At 65.0% G+C, this 17,945-nt stretch carries 18 protein-coding genes and 1 tRNA gene; 10 read left to right on the forward strand and 9 right to left on the reverse strand.

Annotated elements, in window-relative coordinates; translation table 11 throughout:
- Positions 1-5: 5 nt before the first annotated feature.
- Positions 6-797 carry an inositol monophosphatase family protein gene (locus tag LX70_RS06645; RefSeq protein WP_105513778.1) on the forward strand — a complete coding sequence of 264 codons (792 nt, stop codon included), beginning with the start codon at positions 6-8 and terminating at the stop codon, positions 795-797.
- Between the two features lie 68 nt (positions 798-865).
- Here LX70_RS06645 and LX70_RS06650 read toward each other — a convergent pair whose 3' ends face one another.
- The 3 genes from LX70_RS06650 to putA are packed head-to-tail and all read right to left on the reverse strand — an operon-like array spanning position 866 to position 5,469.
- Positions 866-1,252, reverse strand: a complete 387-nt coding sequence (locus LX70_RS06650; RefSeq protein ID WP_105513779.1) for a GFA family protein — start codon at positions 1,250-1,252, stop codon at positions 866-868.
- A 1-nt stretch (position 1,253) separates the two neighbouring features.
- Positions 1,254-1,994 carry a rhomboid family intramembrane serine protease gene (locus tag LX70_RS06655; RefSeq protein ID WP_105513780.1) on the reverse strand — a complete coding sequence of 247 codons (741 nt, stop codon included), beginning with the start codon at positions 1,992-1,994 and terminating at the stop codon, positions 1,254-1,256.
- 31 nt (positions 1,995-2,025) lie between these two features.
- Positions 2,026-5,469 carry a bifunctional proline dehydrogenase/L-glutamate gamma-semialdehyde dehydrogenase PutA gene (putA, locus tag LX70_RS06660; RefSeq protein ID WP_105514155.1) on the reverse strand — a complete coding sequence of 1,148 codons (3,444 nt, stop codon included), beginning with the start codon at positions 5,467-5,469 and terminating at the stop codon, positions 2,026-2,028.
- Positions 5,470-5,574: 105 nt separating this feature from the next.
- Between putA and LX70_RS06665 the strand changes: the two genes are divergently transcribed.
- Complete coding sequence (locus LX70_RS06665) at positions 5,575-6,039, forward strand: Lrp/AsnC family transcriptional regulator (protein ID WP_105513781.1); 465 nt, start codon at positions 5,575-5,577, stop codon at positions 6,037-6,039.
- A 53-nt stretch (positions 6,040-6,092) separates the two neighbouring features.
- Positions 6,093-6,178 (forward strand) — tRNA-Leu (locus tag LX70_RS06670).
- Between the two features lie 194 nt (positions 6,179-6,372).
- On the opposite strand, the gene LX70_RS20380 is transcribed toward LX70_RS06670, so the two are convergent.
- Both LX70_RS20380 and parE read right to left on the reverse strand, forming a co-directional pair.
- A complete protein-coding gene (locus LX70_RS20380) occupies positions 6,373-7,170 on the reverse strand; it encodes a hypothetical protein (RefSeq protein ID WP_146111559.1) in 798 nt (265 codons plus the stop codon).
- Entirely contained in the window at positions 7,163-9,115 is a 1,953-nt protein-coding gene (gene parE, locus LX70_RS06675; RefSeq protein ID WP_105513782.1) for a DNA topoisomerase IV subunit B, read from the reverse strand. Before parE ends, LX70_RS20380 begins: the two co-directional genes overlap by 8 nt.
- A gap of 140 nt (positions 9,116-9,255) precedes the next feature.
- Between parE and LX70_RS06680 the strand changes: the two genes are divergently transcribed.
- Positions 9,256-9,846: an SAM-dependent methyltransferase gene (locus LX70_RS06680; RefSeq protein ID WP_105513783.1), complete on the forward strand. Its 591-nt coding sequence runs from the start codon at positions 9,256-9,258 to the stop codon at positions 9,844-9,846.
- A 6-nt stretch (positions 9,847-9,852) separates the two neighbouring features.
- Here the strand turns inward: LX70_RS06680 and LX70_RS06685 are convergent, their stop codons facing one another.
- Entirely contained in the window at positions 9,853-10,188 is a 336-nt protein-coding gene (locus LX70_RS06685) for a hypothetical protein (protein ID WP_105513784.1), read from the reverse strand.
- A gap of 209 nt (positions 10,189-10,397) precedes the next feature.
- On the opposite strand from LX70_RS06685, the gene ppk2 reads away from it, so the two are divergent.
- The 3 genes from ppk2 (at position 10,398) to LX70_RS06700 (ending at position 13,594) form a co-directional block, all read left to right on the forward strand.
- Positions 10,398-11,471, forward strand: coding sequence for a polyphosphate kinase 2 (gene ppk2 / locus LX70_RS06690; protein WP_425430580.1), 1,074 nt, complete (start codon positions 10,398-10,400; stop codon positions 11,469-11,471).
- A gap of 176 nt (positions 11,472-11,647) precedes the next feature.
- Positions 11,648-12,145 carry a GNAT family N-acetyltransferase gene (locus tag LX70_RS06695; RefSeq protein WP_170076137.1) on the forward strand — a complete coding sequence of 166 codons (498 nt, stop codon included), beginning with the start codon at positions 11,648-11,650 and terminating at the stop codon, positions 12,143-12,145.
- Between the two features lie 21 nt (positions 12,146-12,166).
- Positions 12,167-13,594 carry an MATE family efflux transporter gene (locus tag LX70_RS06700; RefSeq protein WP_425430577.1) on the forward strand — a complete coding sequence of 476 codons (1,428 nt, stop codon included), beginning with the start codon at positions 12,167-12,169 and terminating at the stop codon, positions 13,592-13,594.
- On the opposite strand, the gene LX70_RS06705 is transcribed toward LX70_RS06700, so the two are convergent.
- The 3 genes from LX70_RS06705 to LX70_RS06715 all read right to left on the reverse strand — a co-directional run bounded on the left by LX70_RS06705 (position 13,551) and on the right by LX70_RS06715 (position 16,471).
- Positions 13,551-14,681, reverse strand: coding sequence for an NAD(P)/FAD-dependent oxidoreductase (locus LX70_RS06705; RefSeq protein WP_105513788.1), 1,131 nt, complete (start codon positions 14,679-14,681; stop codon positions 13,551-13,553). The genes LX70_RS06700 and LX70_RS06705 overlap by 44 nt on opposite strands.
- A 90-nt stretch (positions 14,682-14,771) precedes the next feature.
- The gene (locus LX70_RS06710) at positions 14,772-15,188 is read right to left on the reverse strand and encodes a hypothetical protein (RefSeq protein WP_105513789.1); all 417 of its coding nucleotides are present in this window, start codon (positions 15,186-15,188) and stop codon (positions 14,772-14,774) included.
- Positions 15,189-15,268: 80 nt separating this feature from the next.
- A complete protein-coding gene (locus LX70_RS06715) occupies positions 15,269-16,471 on the reverse strand; it encodes a pyridoxal phosphate-dependent aminotransferase (RefSeq protein ID WP_105513790.1) in 1,203 nt (400 codons plus the stop codon).
- 90 nt (positions 16,472-16,561) lie between these two features.
- On the opposite strand from LX70_RS06715, the gene LX70_RS06720 reads away from it, so the two are divergent.
- The 3 genes from LX70_RS06720 (at position 16,562) to LX70_RS06730 (ending at position 17,934) form a co-directional block, all read left to right on the forward strand.
- Positions 16,562-16,984 carry a helix-turn-helix domain-containing protein gene (locus tag LX70_RS06720; protein WP_105513791.1) on the forward strand — a complete coding sequence of 141 codons (423 nt, stop codon included), beginning with the start codon at positions 16,562-16,564 and terminating at the stop codon, positions 16,982-16,984.
- The gene (locus LX70_RS06725; RefSeq protein WP_105513792.1) at positions 16,981-17,247 is read left to right on the forward strand and encodes an FAD assembly factor SdhE; all 267 of its coding nucleotides are present in this window, start codon (positions 16,981-16,983) and stop codon (positions 17,245-17,247) included. Before LX70_RS06720 ends, LX70_RS06725 begins: the two co-directional genes overlap by 4 nt.
- A gap of 189 nt (positions 17,248-17,436) precedes the next feature.
- Complete coding sequence (locus LX70_RS06730) at positions 17,437-17,934, forward strand: MarR family winged helix-turn-helix transcriptional regulator (RefSeq protein ID WP_105513793.1); 498 nt, start codon at positions 17,437-17,439, stop codon at positions 17,932-17,934.
- Positions 17,935-17,945 lie beyond the last annotated feature (11 nt).

A 17,945-nucleotide genomic window follows, 5' to 3' on the forward strand; every position in this document is an offset into this window, starting at 1 on the left:
AGACGATGCAAGGCAGCGCCAACCTGAACCTGATGATCAAGGCCGCCCGCAAGGCGGGCCGTTCCCTCGTGAAGGATTTCCGCGAGGTCGAGAACCTTCAGGTGTCCGTCAAGGGCGCGGGCGATTTCGTCAGCCGCGCCGATCTGGCCGCCGAGAAGATCATTCGCGATGAGCTGATGGCGGCGCGCCCGACCTATGGCTGGCTCGGCGAGGAAACGGGCGAGGCCGACGGCGCCGACCCGACCCGGCGCTGGATCGTCGATCCGCTGGACGGGACGACGAACTTCCTGCACGGGCTGCCGCATTTCGCCGTCTCCATCGCGCTGGAACATAAGGGTGAGATCGTCGCGGGCGTGGTCTTCGACCCCGCGAAGGATGAGTTGTTCTGGGCCGAGAAGGGCGCCGGCGCCTGGATGAACGAGACCCGCATCCGCGTGTCGGGGCGGCGCAACATGTCCGAGGCGCTGCTGGCCACCGGCATCCCCTTCGGCGCGAAAAAGACCCTGCCCGCGATGATGCGCGACCTTGCCCGGCTGATGCCCGCGACGGCGGGTGTGCGGCGCTGGGGCGTGGTGGCGCTGGACCTTGCCTATGTCGCGGCGGGCCGCTTCGACGGGTTCTGGGAACGCGAGATCTATCCCTGGGACATGGCGGCGGGGATGATCCTGGTGCGCGAGGCGGGCGGTTTCGCCGAGGCCCTGCGCGAGGGGCGCGAGATCTTTGAAAGCGGCACGATCCTGGCGGGGAATGGCGAGTTGTTCGCCCAGGTCGCCAAGGTGCTGCGGGCGCCGGAATAGGGGGCCTTCTGCCCCCTCCTGGCCTGACGGCCAGTTCACCCCCGAGAGTATTTTTGCAACGAAGAAGTTCAGACCCGGTCTGACGGGTGGTTGACGCCGTCGGTCCAGTCGACCGGGCCGAGGTCGCGGGGGTTCACGCCGTCAAGGCAGGCGACGTTGACGCCGTATTCGTTCGGGTTCGACCGCCGCCGGTGGTGGGTATAGATGCCGCAGGTCTTGCAGAAGTAGTGCTGCGCCGTGCCGGTGTTGAAGGTATAAAGCGTCAGGTTGTCTTCGCCCTTCACGATGCGGACGCCGTCCAGCGGCGCCGAGACCGCGATCGCGCCCCGGCGGCGGCAGAAGGAGCAGTCGCAGCGCCGCGCCGAGGCGAAGCCCTCTGCCCCCAGCGTGACGGCGAGTTCGACGGCGCCGCAATGGCAGGTGGCGCGGTGGGGGGCTTGAAGCCGGGGCAGCATGTCAGCGTCTCCTTCGGACCGGGGGGATGGAACTGCGGCGATAGGTGATTTCCGGGTGCGGCGGCTGACCATGGGTGCGGTTCCAGAAGCCCGCGCCGCCACGGCGGAGCCAGACGGGAAGGGTCAGCACGATCCCGGCGATGAAGCCCCCGGCATGCGCCCAGAAGGCAATGCCGCCGCCCTGGGCAGGCGTGCTGAAGCCGCCGAAGACCTGAAGCGCGAACCAGATCCCCAGCATGACCCAGGCGGGAAGCGTGAAGACGCGGAAGATGATGACGATGATCACCACCACATCGACCCGCGCGCGCGGGAAGAGGAGGAGATAGCCGCCCATCACCCCCGCGATGGCGCCCGAGGCGCCGACGGTGGGCACGGTGGAGCCGGGGGCGGAATAGATATGCGCCAGCGCCGCCAGGATGCCGCAGGCGAGATAGAAGATCAGAAAGCCGACATGGCCCATCTGGTCCTCGAGGTTGTCGCCGAAGATCCAGAGGAAAAGCATGTTGCCGCCGATATGCATCCAGCCCGCATGGAGGAACATCGAGGTGAAGATGCCGGTATAGTCGCCATACTGCGTGACCGCCGCCGGGTAGAGCGCGAATGTCCCCCAGAAACCCGCCAGCGCCCGGTCATTGCCGCTATAGGGCAGTTGCAGCAGGAAGACCGCGACGTTGATCGCGATCAGGGCGTAGACGACATAGGGCCTGCCGCCGGACGGGTTGTGGTCGCGGATCGGGAACATGCGCGCAGGCTTCCCGATCCGCTGCGCGGCGTCAAGCGGAACCGGCCTCGGCCAGAAGCGCCGCGTTGCCGCCCGAGGCTGTGGTATCGACGCAGACATGGCGTTCATACGCGACATGGGCGCGGTCCGGCATCGCCGTCAGGACCGGCAGGATCGGGCCGTCGCGGCGGGCGAGCGTGGCGGCATAGGCGCGGGCGGTCTTCTCATCGCCCCACCAGATCACGCCGGAATAGCCCGTCAGCGTCGCCAGCGCCTCTGCCGCCAATTCGCCGGGCAGGGAAAGCGCCTGTCCGCCAAGCGCCTCGACCGCCTTGCGCTGCGCCTCGGCGGCCGTGCGCCCCGGCCCGAGGCAGAGGAGCGGCGCGCGGGGCAGAAGCGTCAGGCGGTTCGACTCGCCCGTCGGGCCGGGCAGGTCCAGCGTCTCGATCGGCCCGGCGGGCGGGGTGGCGTCAAGCGCGGCCTGAACCTTGGCGACCTCGGCGGTTCCCTCCGCGTGGCCGCCGGGCTGGCCGGGGTCGGGCGCGGTGAAGCGGGGCAGGTAGTCCGGCCCGCCCGCCTTGGGGCCGGTGCCGGAAAGCCCCTCGCCCCCGAAGGGCTGGGAACCGACAACCGCGCCGATCTGGTTGCGGTTGACGTAGATATTACCGACATGCAGCGCCTCGGTAATCTCCTGCACGCGGTTGTCGATGCGGGTGTGCAGTCCGAAGGTCAGCCCGTAGCCGGTGGCGTTGATGGCATCGGTGACGTTTTCAAGATCGTCGGCGTCGAAGGTGGCGATATGCAGGACCGGGCCGAAGATCTCGCGCTTCATGTCCTCGATCCCCTTCACGCGGATCACGGTCGGGGCGACGAAATGGCCCTTGCGCGGGGTGGAAAGCTGGCGCAGCAGGCGGCCTTCCTTGCGGGCCTTCTCGATATGGGCGCGGATGCCGCCCTCGGCCTCTTCGTCGATCACCGGGCCGACATCGGTCGAGAGGTGCCAGGGGTCGCCGACGGTCAGTTCCTCCATCGCGCCGAAGAGCATGTCGGTGAAATGGGCGGCGATGTCGTCCTGAACGTAAAGGCAGCGCAGCGCCGAGCAGCGTTGACCGGCCGACTGGAAGGAGGACGCGACGATGTCGCGCACCGCCTGTTCCGGCAGCGCGGTCGAATCGACGATCATGGCGTTCAGCCCGCCGGTTTCCGCGATCAGCGGCGCGCCGGGGGCGAGGTTTTCGGCCATGGCGCGCTGGATCAGCCGCGCGGTTTCGGTCGATCCGGTGAAGCACACGCCCGAGACGCGCGCGTCCGAGGTGATCCGCGCGCCGACCGTGGCGCCATCGCCGGGCAGGAGTTGCAGCGCATGGGCCGGAACGCCCGCCTTGTGCAGAAGGGCAATGGCATGGGCCGCGATCAGGGGGGTCTGTTCGGCGGGTTTGGAAATCACCGCATTGCCCGCCGCCAGCGCCGCCGCGATCTGGCCGGTGAAGATCGCCAGCGGGAAGTTCCAGGGGCTGATGCAGGCGAAGGTGCCAAGCGGCGCGCGGGTCAGATGCGCCGATTGCGCCGCGTAGTAGCGCAGGAAATCCACCGCCTCACGCAGTTCGGCGACGGCATCGGGCAGGGATTTCCCGGCCTCGCGCGCCAGAAGGGCGAAGAGCGGGCCGAAATCCCCCTCATAAAGATCGGCGGCGCGGTTCAGGATCGCCGCGCGCTCGGCCTGCGGCGCGTCCCAGATGCGGGCGGCGGAAAGGGCCGCGTCGATATCCTCGGGCGCGGCATCGGTCACCGCGCCGACCCCGACCCCGGTGGCGGGGCTGATGGCGGCGCGCGGCGCGATACCTTTGGCCTTGCCCGCGATCATCGGCGCGGCGGCGAAGGGCGTGGCGGCGAAAGGCGCGCGGGCGGCCTCGATCCGGGCCAGCGTTCCGGCATCGGTCAGGTCGAACCCCTCGGAATTCGCGCGTTCGGGCGCGAAAAGGTCCGGTCCCCGGCGGATGGCGTGGTTCGACAGGCCCGGCAGCGTCGCCTCGACCGCGCTCAGCGGGCAGGCGGCGACGACCTCGGGTGCCACATCCTCATCCACGATCTGATTGACGAAGGAGGAGTTGGCGCCGTTTTCCAGAAGGCGGCGGACCAGATAGGCCAGAAGGTCACGGTGCGCGCCCACGGGGGCGTAGATCCGGCAGCGGGTCTTTTCGCGCTTCAGCACGATGTCGTGCAGCCGTTCGCCCATGCCGTGCAGGCGCTGAAACTCGAACGGTTTGCCTTTGCCCATGTCGAGGATCGCGGCGACGGTATGGGCGTTGTGGGTGGCGAATTGCGGATAGATCCGGTCGGTCATGCCAAGCAGCTTTTTCGCATTGGCGATATAGCTGACATCGGTCGCCTCTTTCCGGGTAAAGACCGGGAAATCGGTCAGGCCAAGGACCTGCGCGCGCTTGATTTCGGCATCCCAATAGGCGCCCTTCACCAGCCGCACCATGATCTTGCGGTCAAGCCGACAGGCCAGCGCATGGAGCCAGTCCAGCGCCGCGCCCGCGCGGCGGCCATAGGCCTGCACGACGATGCCGAACCCGTCCCAGCCCCGCAGCTCATCATCCGCCAGAACCGCCTCGATCACCTTCAGGGAAATCGTCAGCCGGTCGGCTTCCTCGGCGTCGATGTTGAAGCCCATCTTCGCCTTCGCCGCCTGCCGGGCCAGATCGCGCACGACCGGCACCAGTTCTTCCATCACGCGCGCTTCTTGCGCGACCTCATAGCGGGGATGCAGCGCGGAAAGCTTCACCGAGATGCCGGGATTGGCGCGGATGTCGTCATGGGTGGCGGCGGCGGAAATCGCGGCGATGGCGCGGGAATAGGCCACCGCATAGCGGTCGGCATCCTCGGCGGTCTTTGCGGCCTCGCCCAGCATGTCGTAGGAATAGGTGTAGCCCTGCGCCTCCATCTTCGCGGCGCGTTCCATGGCGGCGTTGATCGTCTCACCCAGAACGAACTGGCGGCCCATCTCCTTCATCGCCTGGCGCACGGCGCGGCGGATGACGGGTTCACCCAGCCGCCGCATGGCGCCGCGCAGATGGCCGACGATGCCGGGTTCGCGGTCTTCCTCCAGCACCTTGCCGGTCAGCATCAAGGCCCAGGTGGAGGCGTTGACGAGGGACGAGGCGGAATGACCCAGATGCTTGCCCCAGTCAGAGGGTGCGATCTTGTCCTCGATCAGCGCGTCCATGGTCTCGGCATCCGGCACGCGCAGAAGCGCCTCGGCGAGGCACATGAGAGAGATGCCTTCCTCCGTCGATAACCCGTATTCGGCCAGAAAGACCTCCATCAGACCGGGGCGCACATCGGCGCGGATCTGGCGGACGAGATCGGCGCCCGAGGCCGCGATCCGCGCCCGGTCGTCGGTGGACAGGTCGGCACTGGCAATCAGCCGCGCCGCCAGGGCGCCCTCATCGGCCAGGGTTCCGGTTTCGATTGCGCGCCACAGGTCCGACATCATGCCCTCCACAAAGATCGGACCATGATAATCTTGAATGAAAAGGAGATTTGCCTGATTATGATTAGAAAGATGGTCAGATCGACCAATTTGTGAGGGTTTTGAATGTCAGACGATCTTCCCGAGCTTGACCGTTTCGACCGCGCGATTCTGGCCGCCCTGTCCGGCGATGGCCGGATGCCGGTGACCGAGCTTGCGCGCCGCATCGGCCTGTCAAAGACGCCGACGCAGGCGCGGGTGAAACGGCTGGAAGAGGCGGGCGTCATCGCCGGCTATCGCGCGGTGCTGAACCCGATCCGCATGGGGCTGGCCAATGTCGCCTATGTCGAGGTGCGCCTGACCGACACGCGCGAGGCCGCACTTCAGGCCTTCAACCGCGCGGTGCGGGCGGTGCCGGAGATCGAGGAATGCCACATGATGGCGGCGGGCTTCGACTACCTGATGAAGGTCCGCACCGGGGACATCGCCGACTATCGCCGGGTGCTGGGCGAACGCATATCGACGCTGCCGCATGTCGCCTCCACCTCCACCTATGTCGCGATGGAGGCGGTGAAGGAAACCGGGCTTTGACGGCGATTGCCCGGCCCCGGCGCGGCTGCTATCAGGCGGGACGCGAGCGCCGTGCGGGCGTGGTGGAACGGTAGACACATGGCACTTAAAATGCCTGGGCCGAAAGGCCGTGCGGGTTCGACTCCCGCCGCCCGCACCAGTCCCCGGAGGCAGGGGTTTCGGTTGGGGCGGTTTTTGTCAGGGTGATGGCCGCGTCGTGCCACGGAGGGCCGGATAGGAAAGGTCCGGTTGCCTCTTCCCGGCCGAACGCCCGCCCGTGTCAGGCGGGCAGGGTGGCAGGCGCGGCCCGATTTGTCGCGGCACAAATCGGGCGAGCATACTCACTCTAGGTTTCTAACTTTCGGAAAAAAAGGCCGAGTATGCTTGCAGAGCAGTGGCAATAGCAATGATAACTGTTATCCAGAATAGACGCTTATTCTGTCGAACACTGTCCCGATGCCTTCTTTCATCTTGTTCGTAGGACGATATGGTTTCTAGAGCCTGTGGCTCTAGCTGAAACTCATGAAGATTGGCCTTCTTTAAATCTCCAGATGCAGCAAGGGACTCAATAACCAACCTGAAGCGAGCGCTTACCTCATCCAACTGAGGATGGGCGTAAATTCTGTTCCCATAGAAATCAGAAAGAAGTTGGATAATAGACTTTGGCTCCGGTGTCGTTAACAAGGCGTTTTGCGTTTGGGCGTGTTGGAGGTGTAACTGCACTAGTTTGCGAAGAACATCAACGCGTTCATGTCGGAACCGAGTTCTAGCGTTATAATAGGATTGAGTCAGCCTTCCCTTTATCCATGACCTTTGCGGCGCAAAAGTTAGCTCGGTTAACCAAAAATCCCAAACGCCTTGGCACTTGGTTTGGCTGTAGCCGTAGAATCTAGTTATCTCTAGTTCCCAAAGTTGTAGGCTCTTTAAGGGAATATCCGCATTTATATCAAAACATTCTCCATTCCACAATCGACCTAACAATGAGTCTTTGGTGATCGTGTCAATGAGAAATATCCGGGCGTCGGCTTTGTTATTCAGATGGGATACATAGTAGTCATTGGAATCGGCGTAGGGAAATTGTGGCGGAGCAACCTTTTTTAGGCTCCGTTTGATGGCTTGCAATTTGAGCTGGCGATCAAACTCCTCAAACATCCAGCTCCTCCACGAACCTCGCATTCTCCGAGATATATTGAAACCGCAATTCCGGCTTCTTGCCCATCAGCCGCTCGACCAGATCGCCGGTCTCGCCCGGCTCATCCTCATCAATCGAAACCCGGATCAGTTTCCGGGTCGCGGGGTTCATGGTGGTGTCCTTCAGGTCCTTGGCGTCCATTTCGCCCAGACCCTTGAAGCGCTGGACGTCGATCTTGCCCTTGCCGCCAAGGCCCTTTTCCAGCCACTCCTCCTTCTCGGCATCGTCCGCCACATAGATGCGCTTGGCACCCTGCGTCAGGCGGTAGAGCGGCGGGCAGGCGAGGTAGAGGTGGCCCTTGTCGATCATCGGCCGCATCTGGGTGAAGAAGAAGGTCATCAGAAGCGAGGCGATATGGGCGCCGTCCACGTCGGCGTCGGTCATGATGATGATCTTGTCATAGCGCAGGTCGTCGAGGCGGAATTTCGACGCCATGCCAACGCCAAGCGCCTGACAAAGATCGTTGATCTCCTGGTTCTGGCCCATCTTGGCCGAGGCCGCGCCGAGGACGTTGAGGATTTTCCCGCGCAAGGGCAGCAGCGCCTGATTGGTGCGGTCGCGCGCCATCTTGGCCGACCCGCCGGCGCTGTCGCCCTCGACGATGAACAGTTCCGTCCCCTCGCGGTTGGTGGCCGAACAATCGACAAGCTTGCCGGGCAGGCGCAGCTTCTTGGTCGCGGTCTTCCTCTGTGTCTCCTTCTCTGCCCGCCGCCGCAGGCGTTCCTCGGCCCTGAGGACGAGGAAGTCGAGGATGGCACCGGCGGATTTCGTGTCAGAGGCCAGCCAGTTGTCGAAATGGTCGCGCACGGCGCTTTCGACCCATTTCGCCGCTTCCTCGGTCGACAGCCGGTCCTTGGTCTGGCCGACGAAGGACGGCTCACGGATGAAGATGGAGATCAGCGCGCAGCCGCCGGTCAGCATATCCTCGCGCGTGATCTGCCCGGCCTTCTTGTTGTTCACCAACTCGCCGTAAGCCCGCACGCCTTTCAGCATCGCGGCCCAGAAGCCCGCCTCATGCGTGCCGCCTTCGGGCGTCGGCACGGTGTTGCAGTAGGAATGGATGAAGCCGTCGCGCGCGGGCGTCCAGTTGATCGCCCATTCGACCGATCCGGGAACGCCGAACTTGTCCTGGAAGTTGACCTTGCCCGCGAAGGGGCGGTCGGCATAGGTCGTCGCGCCCTCCATCGACAGCGCAAGGAAATCGGCCAGGCCGTTGGGGTAGTGGAACGTCGCCTCAAGCGGCGTGTCGCCATCCTCAACGGCGGATTTCCAGCGGATTTCCACGCCGGAGAACAGATAGGCCTTCGACCGCACCATCTTGAACAGGCGCGAGGGCTTGAACTGGAGCGAGCCGAAGATTTCGGCATCCGGGTGGAAGGTGACGGCGGTCCCGCGCCGGTTCGGGGCGGCGCCGATCTTTTTCACCGGGCCAAGGGGGGTGCCACGGGAAAAGCGCTGCTCATAAAGCTCCTTGTTGCGCGCGACCTCAACCACCATCGAATCCGACAGCGCGTTGACGACGGAAGAGCCGACGCCGTTCAGACCGCCCGAGGTCGAATAGGCCTTGTTTGAGAACTTGCCCCCGGCGTGCAGGGTGCAAAGGATGACCTCAAGCGCCGATTTGCCGGGAAATTTCGGGTGCGGGTCGATGGGGATGCCGCGGCCGTTGTCGCGCACGGTGATGGCGTAGTCGGCGTGAAGCTCCACCTCGATCCGGTTGGCATGGCCCGCGACGGCCTCGTCCATGGAGTTGTCGAGGATCTCGGCCACCATATGATGCAGCGCGCGGTCGTCGGTGCCGCCGATATACATGCCCGGCCGCTTGCGCACGGGTTCAAGCCCTTCAAGGACCTCGATCGAACTGGCATTGTAGTCGTCGCCGTGGGTGAACATGTCATCGGCCATGGGGGATGCTCGTCTTTTCTTGCCTGAACGCGGATTAGACCATGCGGGGCGTCCGGGGGCAAGCGGCGCCGGTCTTGATTGCGCCCGCACGGGGCGAAATATGGGGGCGGTCCGCAAGGGCGCTACTAGGGAGAGACAGCATGTGGAACGATCGCTATGCGGGGGAAGATTACCTGTTCGGCACCGAACCGGCGGATTTCCTGCGCCGCGCGGAGCCCTGGCTGACCGGCGGGACGGCGCTTTGCATCGCCGATGGCGAGGGACGGAATTCGGTCTGGCTGGCGGGGCAGGGGCTGACGGTGACGGCCTTTGACCCGGCGGAGAATGCGGTCGCCAAGGCGCGCAGGCTGGCGGCGGCGCGGGGGGTGGCGGTCGATGTCCATCTGGCGGACCTGAACGGCTGGGACTGGACGCGGCAGTTCGACGTGGTGGCCGGTATCTTCATCCAGTTCGTCGGTCCCGATGATCGGGCGCGGTTGTTCGAACGCATCCGGGGCGCGGTCAGGCCCGGTGGCCTTCTCCTCCTCCACGGCTATGCGCCGCGTCAGGTCGATTACGGCACCGGCGGCCCGCCGCAGCGCGAGAACATGTATACCGAGGACCTGCTCAGCGATGCCTTCGCGGGGTGGGAGGTGCTGCGGCTGGCCGATTTCGACGCCGAGGTGGATGAGGGGCGGGGCCATTCCGGCCGCTCGGCCCTGGTCGATTTCATCGCGCGCAAGCCGGGTTGAGGCGCGTCACGCCACCCGCGCCATCAAGAGCATGGAGCAGACGGCAAGGCAGATGCCGAGGATTTCCCGCGTCTCAAGCCTCTCCTCGAAAAACACCACGCCCATCGCGCAAAGCGCCAGCAGCGAGAAGATCGAAAAGGCGACACCGGTTTGGGCCAGCGAGATGTGGCGCATGGCAAGGAACCAGCCGATGGCCGACAGCGCATAAAGGCTGCATCCCAAGAGGAAGACCGGCGATTGCAGGCTGTGGCCACGGTCCACGGCAAGCTTGATGTAATAATCCCCCGCGATCACGACGAGGGTGGCGACGAAACAAAGCGCATATCCAATCAGGGCAGGCATGAAACACTCTCCGAAGAATGGCGCGAGGGTAGGGGAGAATGCGGCGCGGGCAAAGCCTCTTTACGCAAGGGTAAGGTTTCCCTGACCTTCTGTCCTTCGTGGAGTCTGCAGGTGTGGTTTGACACGGGTCAAGGTGGCGTTGCGCCGCAACTGATAGGATAGGGCGGTTGAACAGTGAAGGAGACGCCATGTCTGAAGCAATTCAGGACGTGCAGGAAAGCCTTGTGAAGGACGAGGTCACCCCTGCGAACGACGCCGACCAGTCAAAGGTGAAGACTGCCGAAACGAAAGCCGACGCGCCCGCGGACGGGGCGAACGGGGCCGCGCCGAAAGGGCCAAAGGCCTTTCCGGTCATCAATGCCGACCAGATCCGCCAGGCGTTCGAAAGCGGCAAATACCCCTACAAGCGCAAACTGGGCCGGGATGATTATGAGGCCGAAAAGGCCCAGCTTCAGGCTGAGCTTCTGAAGGTCCAGCTTTGGGCGCAGGAGACCGGGCAGAAGTTCGTCATCCTTTTCGAAGGTCGCGACGCGGCCGGGAAGGGCGGGACGATCAAGCGGTATATGGAGCATCTGAACCCGCGTTTCGCCCGCGTCGTCGCGCTGAACAAGCCGACCGAGCAGGAGAAGGGCCAGTGGTTCTTCCAGCGCTATATCGAACATCTGCCGACGGCCGGTGAAATGGTGTTCTACGACCGCTCCTGGTACAACCGGGGCGGGGTCGAGCGGGTCATGGGCTTTTGCTCGCCGACGGAATACCTCGAATTCATGCGCCAGACGCCCGAGATTGAGCGGATGCTGGCCCGCTCGGGCATCCGGCTTTACAAATACTGGTTCTCTGTCACCCAAGAGGAGCAGCGCAAGCGCTTCGCCGCGCGTGAGACCGACCCCCTGAAGCGGTGGAAACTGTCGCCGATCGACAAGGCCTCGCTTGATAAATGGGACGATTATACCGAGGCGAAGGAGGCGATGTTCTTTTACACCGACACCGCCGATGCGCCCTGGGTGGTCGTGAAGTCGAACGACAAGAAGCGCGCGCGGCTGAACTGCATGCGCCACTTCCTGTCCTCGCTGGATTACCCCGGCAAGGACCCGGCCATCGCGCAGGCCCCCGATCCGCTGATCGTGGGCGGCGCGAACCATGTGGTCCATGGATCGGATCATATCCTTGGTGCGTCGATGCACCCGGACCTGCGCCGGTCGGACAAGCAGGAGGCGGCGGAAAAGGCCCCGGCAAAGCGGACGCGGACCGCGAAGCCTGCCAACGGTGCCGCGAAAGCATAAGGCCCCATGCCTGAAAAGACCGCAAAAGGCGCCTTTCGGGGCGCCTTTTTCTTGGGCGATCCGGGGGATTTGTCGGCGTAAAGGCGCCTGTGACGCAGGGTTTTCGATGGGGCGTCACGGGAATCACCTACACTCATGCTGCGATGCCGCAATGCATTTGCAGCATGAGAGTTGCCATGGGTCTGCAAGCCCGATTGAGGACCGGCCTGACCGCGACGCTTCGCGCGGCGCTGGCGCGCCATCTTCGCGGCCTTGACCCGCTGTCGCGGCTGAACCGCTTCTTCGCGCCCGCGCCGGATGGCATGATCGACGCCTATATCCGCGAGGCCGCGCCCCTGTTCGTCGTCACGGCCGAAGAGGATGGCCGCATTTGCGGCGTGGCCGAGGTTCACCTGCACCGCGATCCCGCGAGGGGGGCAGAGATCGCGGTTTCGGTCGATGAAGACCGGCGGCGCGCGGGGCTTGGCTCGGCGCTTTTCGCCCGTGCGGTGGCAGAGTGCCGGGCGCGGGGTGTCGCGGATGTCAGCATCGTCTGTCTGCATGGCAATGTCGCGATGCGGCGGATCGCCGAGCGGGCGGGCTTCGCGCGGGTTCCGGGCGGCGACGCGGCCACGGTGACGGCGCGGCTGGGTGGGCCTCTGCCGTCGGGGCGGGCGAAGATGGACGGGACCTGACGCCGGTGATAGAGGCCGGGGATGAATAGCGCGACCGGCATCCCCCCGGCGGCAGGGCCAAGGCCCGCCGTCATGGGCTATCCCGCCCATGCGCGGGCGCTTCTGGCGCTCGCCCTGCCGCTTGTGGGCTCCAACCTTGCGCAGATGGCGCTGCATGTGACCGATACGGTGATGCTGGGCTGGTACGGGGTCGTGGAACTGGCCGCCGTGGTGCTGGGCGCGTCGTCCTTCTTCATCCTCTTCATCCTTGGCGCGGGCTTTGCCCAGGCAGTGATGCCGATGGTCGCCTCGGCGCTGGGCCGGGGGGATGAGGTTCAGGTGCGGCGCGACACGCGGATGGGGTTGTGGCTGTCGCTGCTGTTCGGGGCGGCGATCTATCCGGTGATGTGGTGGTCCGGTCCGATCCTGATCGCGCTGCATCAAAAGCCCGAGGTTGCGGCGTTGGCGCAGGAATACCTGCGCATCGCCGGGCTGGGCATGGCGCCCGCGCTTCTTATCATGGCGTTGAAAAGCTTCCTGTCGGCGCTGGAACGGGCCGGGGTCGTGCTTTGGGCGACGCTGGCGGGGGTGGCGCTGAACGTGGCGCTGAACTGGATGCTGATCTTCGGCAACTGGGGGGCGCCGGAACTGGGCGTGCGCGGCGCGGCGGTGGCCAGCGTCGCGACGCAGGTCCTGACGCTGGCGGTGATGGCGGGCTATGCCGGGCTGCACCGGGATTTCCGCCGTTTCAACCTGTTTCAGCGCTTCTGGCGGCCGGACTGGCCCGCCTTCCGGCAGGTCTACCGGCTGGGCTGGCCCATCGGGCTGACCGGGCTTTTCGAAAGCGGCCTCTTCGAGGCGGCGGCCCTGATGATGGGCTGGATCGGCACGACGGAACTTGCCGCCCACGGGATCGCGCTGGAACTCGCGGCGATCACCTTCATGTGCCACCTTGGCCTGTCCAATGCCGCGACGGTGCGCACCGGGCGGTTTCAGGGCATGGGCGACCGGGCGGGGCTGCGCGCGGGCGCGCTGGTGGCGATTGCCCTGTCGGGCGTGCTGTCCGCCATCATCATCACGGTCTTCCTGACGATCCCCGCGCCTCTGGTCCGGCTTTTCCTCGACATGACCAATCCGGGGGCGGAGGCGATCGTCGCCTATGGCAGCGCCCTTCTGGCGATGGCGGCGCTGTTTCAGCTGGCCGATGCGGCGCAGGTCATGGCGCTGGGCTTCCTGCGCGGTGTGCAGGACACGCGGGTGCCGATGATCATCGCCTCGGTCAGCTACTGGCTGATCGGCATTCCGGTCAGCTATGTGCTGGCCTTCCCGCTGGGTTATGGCGGTGAGGGGCTGTGGTTCGGCCTTGTCGTCGGGCTGGCCGTCGCCGCCGTCCTGCTGATGCTGCGCTTCTGGCGCGGACCCTGGGTCAGCGATAGGCGCGCAGATAGTGGTGTTCGAAGGCGCGCTTGAGCCAGTGAAGCGGCTTTAGCGCGGGCAGGATGAGGTTGATCCTGCCGCGCCGGAAGACCAGCATCCCCTTGTCGAGACTGTCCATGATGCAGATAAGCTCTGCCGTGAACGGGGTAGAGGGCGCCTTGCCCGCCAGCGCGTCGGCGATATTCGCGGCGGCGGCCTTGGCCTGAAGATCGGCCTGATGGGCCTGTTTCGGCAGCCATTCGGGACCGGGATAGGAGCCACTGTCCCCCGCGACCCAGACCCCCTCGCAGCCCTCCACCCGGCAAAGTGCGTCGGCGCGGATCATGCCGCCGGGCGACAGCGGCAGGTCGGTGTCGCCAAACCAGGGCAGGCCGGTCATGCCCGGTTGGAACAGGATCAGGTCGGCGGGGATCTCCCCCCCTTCGGTCACGACGCGGTCGGGGTCGATCCGCACCATCTTGTGGCCCAGATGGGTGTCGAAACCGCGCCGCGTCATCTCGGCCAGGATACCGTCCACCGCCTTTTCGCCCAGCCTTTGGCCGGGCCGTGGCGAAGGCGAGAAGAAGGTGATGCGGAACCGGTCGCGGCGGCCTTGCTTGCGCAGGAGCGTGTCGAGGATGAAGGCATATTCGAACATCGGCCCGCCCCGGATCGCGCCGGGTTCCTTCGGGTTGGTGGCCATGCCGATGGCGATGGTCCCGCCGTCAAGCTCCGCCAGCCGCGCCGCCATCGCCTCGGCCGAGGCGATGCCTTCGCAGGGGATGATGGCATTCTCGATCCCCGGCAGCTTGCGCAGGAAACGGCCCCCGGCGGCGATCAGGATATGTTCGGCGCTGATGACCTCGCCCGTGTCGGTGGTGATCTCTCGCCGTTCGGCGTTCAGGCCGGTGACGCTGGCGGCAAGGTAACGGACCTGATGGCGGGCGAAGAAACGCCCGAGCGGAAGTTTCAGCGCCTCCCCCTTGCGCAGCCCGGCCGGTATCCAGATCGAGGAGGGGATGTAATGCAGCGCGTCGCGCGGTGAGATGACGGTGATATACGCCGCGACATGGCGCTTGCGCAGTTCACGCACGGCGGTCAGCGCGGCAAAGCCCGATCCGATGATGGCGATATGGGGCATGGCGCGCTCCTGTTATATTCGGTAACGCGAATGTAAAGGCGGCGGCAGAGTCCGGCAAGCGGGGCGCGCTGTGGCGGAATGGCGCGGGGGTCAGTCCTTCGCGGTCCCGCCCTTTTCCAGCCGGTCGGCCTGCTTGCGCACAAGGGTGCGGCGCAGGTCGTGCATCGCCAGAAGCAGGGCGTTCGTCACCGCCGACAGTTGGTCGTCCGTTGCCCGCGACTGCGCCCATTGCGCGGTCAGGTTCAGGTGATCGACGGTGCGCAGGATGTCATCGACCTCACGCGCGGCCAGAAGCGCCTGACGTTCGGCCAGCCAGTCCCGGATCGCGGCCTGATCGGCCTCGGTCAACTGCCGCTCGCCCTGCGGCCTGACCTCGCCATTGCGGACATTGACGATGGCGATCGGCTCCATCTCGATCCGCTGCTGGCGGTTCTCGGTATCGACGCGGAAAACGGCCGCCCCGTTCTCACGAATACGAAAGTAATAGTCCGGCAGTCTCAATGGCATGGCGGCCCCATCACAGTCTTTCGCAGGACGGTATCAGTTCCGCGCCGGGCTGGCCAGATTGCTCCGGCCAGCCCGACCGATCACTTCAGCCCGGCGCAGAAACGCTGGATGCGCGAACAGGCCTCTTCCAGCGCTTCGTCCGAGGTGGCGTAGCTGACGCGGAAATTCGGGCTTAGGCCAAAGGCCGCGCCGAAGACGACGGCGACCCCGGTTTCCTCAAGAAGGGCGGTGGCGAAGGCTTCGTCGCTGTCGATCGTCGCCCCACCGGCCGAGGTCTTGCCGATGCAGCCGGAAATGTCGGGATAAACATAGAAGGCGCCTTCGGGGCGCGGGCAGGTCAGCCCCTTGGCCTGATTCAGCATCGACACGACCAGATCGCGGCGGCGCTGAAAGGTCTTCTTGTTCTCGGCCAGGAAATCCTGCGGCCCGTTCAGCGCCTCGACCGCGGCATATTGCGCGATGGAGCAGGGGTTGGAGGTCGATTGCGACTGGATCGTCCCCATCGCCTTGATCAGTTCCACCGGACCCGCCGCATAGCCGATCCGCCAGCCGGTCATCGCATAGGCCTTCGACACGCCGTTGCAGGTCAGCGTCCGGTCGTAAAGCCCCGGTTCGACCTGCGCCGGAGAGACGAATTCGAAATCGTCGAAGACGAGGTGTTCGTACATGTCGTCCGACATCACCCAGACCTGCGGGTGTTTCATAAGAACATCCGTCAACGCCTTGAGTTCGCTACGCGAATAGCCCGCACCCGTGGGGTTCGAAGGGGAGTTGAAGATGAACCACTTGGTCTTCGGCGTGATCGCCGCCTCAAGCTGCGCGGGCGTCAGCTTGAAATTCGTGTCGATCCCGCATTCCACGGCGACGGGCGTCCCGCCCGCCAGCAGCACCATGTCGGGATAGCTGACCCAGTAGGGCGCGGGGATGATGACCTCATCGCCGGGGTTCAGCGTCGCCATCAGCGCGTTATAAAGCGTCTGCTTGCCGCCGGTGCCGACCGTGATCTGGTTCGGCTGGTAGGTCAGGGCGTTTTCCCGCGCAAACTTGCGACAAATCGCCTCCTTCAGTTCCGGTATGCCATCAACTGCGGTATACTTGGTCTTGCCCTCGTCAATGGCGCGCTTCGCGGCCGCCTTGATATTGTCGGGGGTATCAAAGTCGGGTTCGCCGGCCCCCAGGCCGATGACGTCCTTGCCTGACGCCTTCAACTCGCGTGCCTTGTTGGTTACCGCAATGGTCGGCGACGGTTTCACGCGGGCGAGCGTGTCGGAAATGAACGGCATTGGTCGGAACTCCGGTTTGTAATTGCCGGGGTCATGTCTTAGTTTGCCGCCGAAACCCGTTCAAGCGACTTCGGAAAGGACACCCTCACGATGACGATTGAAACCGGCGCCGCCGCTGCCGTCGACTACGAAAACTGGTACAGCGAAGGCAACGCGACCTTCGGCGACCGCCTCGCCGGTGCGCGCGAGGCGCTCGGCATGACGCAAAAAGACCTCGCCGGGCGGATCGGCGTCCGGCTGAAGACCCTGCAACAGTGGGAAGAGGACCAGAAAGAGCCGCGCGCGAACCGGCTTCAGATGCTGGCCGGGATGCTCAATGTCTCTCTCATGTGGCTTCTGACCGGCGAGGGCGCCGGGGTTGCGCCGCCGATGGGCGAGGATGCGCGCAGCGCCGAGGCCGAGGGGCTGATGGTCGAACTGCGCGAGATGCGCGCCACCATGGGCGCGCTTGCCGAACAAATGGGCCGGGTCGAGGCGCGGCTGCGCCTGTCCATGGCGCGTGAGGCCGCGTGAGCGAGGCGCCCGACCAGCGGCTCAAGCGCATGGGGATGCGCAGCTGGCGTCGTGGCACGAAGGAGATGGACCTGATCCTCGGCCCCTTCTCCGACGCCCGTCTGGGCGCTTTCGATGCCGCGGCACTTGATCTTTACGACGCGCTTCTGGCGGAGAACGATCAGGACCTTTACCCCTGGATCACCGGCGCGGCCCCCGCGCCGGAGCGGTTCCGGGCGCTGATTTCCGACATTTCGGCCTTTGCGCGGGCGCGGCTTTCGTAGCGCGTGTTGCACAAAAGCGGAAACCGGTTTTCGTGCTTACCGAACACGCCGCATCAAAGGGTTAAAGCGTACCGCGTGACTGCGAATGCGCGCGGTACGCTTTAACGCGCGCACCCTTGCGGGCTTTTTAACCAAACCTTCGGCTTTCGCCGCCATTCTGCCCGAAATCGGAATGAGCGGGAGCGCGAGATGTCTTTTCATGCCACGATGGCCGGGACCCCGGACCGTGACCTGCACAGGTCCTATCTGGAAACGCTGGGCCTGGTCGAACGGCTCCACCGCCTGCTTCTCGACGTGATCAAGGATGAATTCGAGCGTCTGGGAGAGATGGAGGTCAACTCTGTCCAGGCGCTCTTGCTGTTCAATATCGGTGAGAATGAGGTCACGGCGGGGGAGCTGAAATCGCGCGGCTACTATCAGGGGTCGAACGTCAGCTACAACCTCAAGAAGCTGGTGGACCTGGGCTACATGCACCACGAACGCAGCGCGATCGACCGGCGGTCGGTGCGGGTGCGCCTGACCGACAAGGGGCTGGCCGTGCGCCGCGTGGTGGAGGAGCTTTTCGCCCGCCACACCGCCACGCTGGACGATCGCGGCGTCATCGGGCGCGATGCCGGGGCGGAAACCAATGCGGCGCTGAAGCGGCTGGAACGGTTCTGGGGCGACCAGATCCGCTATATCTACTGACGCGACAGGGC

It is taken from the genome of Albidovulum denitrificans (genome assembly GCF_002973535.1).
Taxonomy (GTDB): domain Bacteria; phylum Pseudomonadota; class Alphaproteobacteria; order Rhodobacterales; family Rhodobacteraceae; genus Albidovulum; species Albidovulum denitrificans.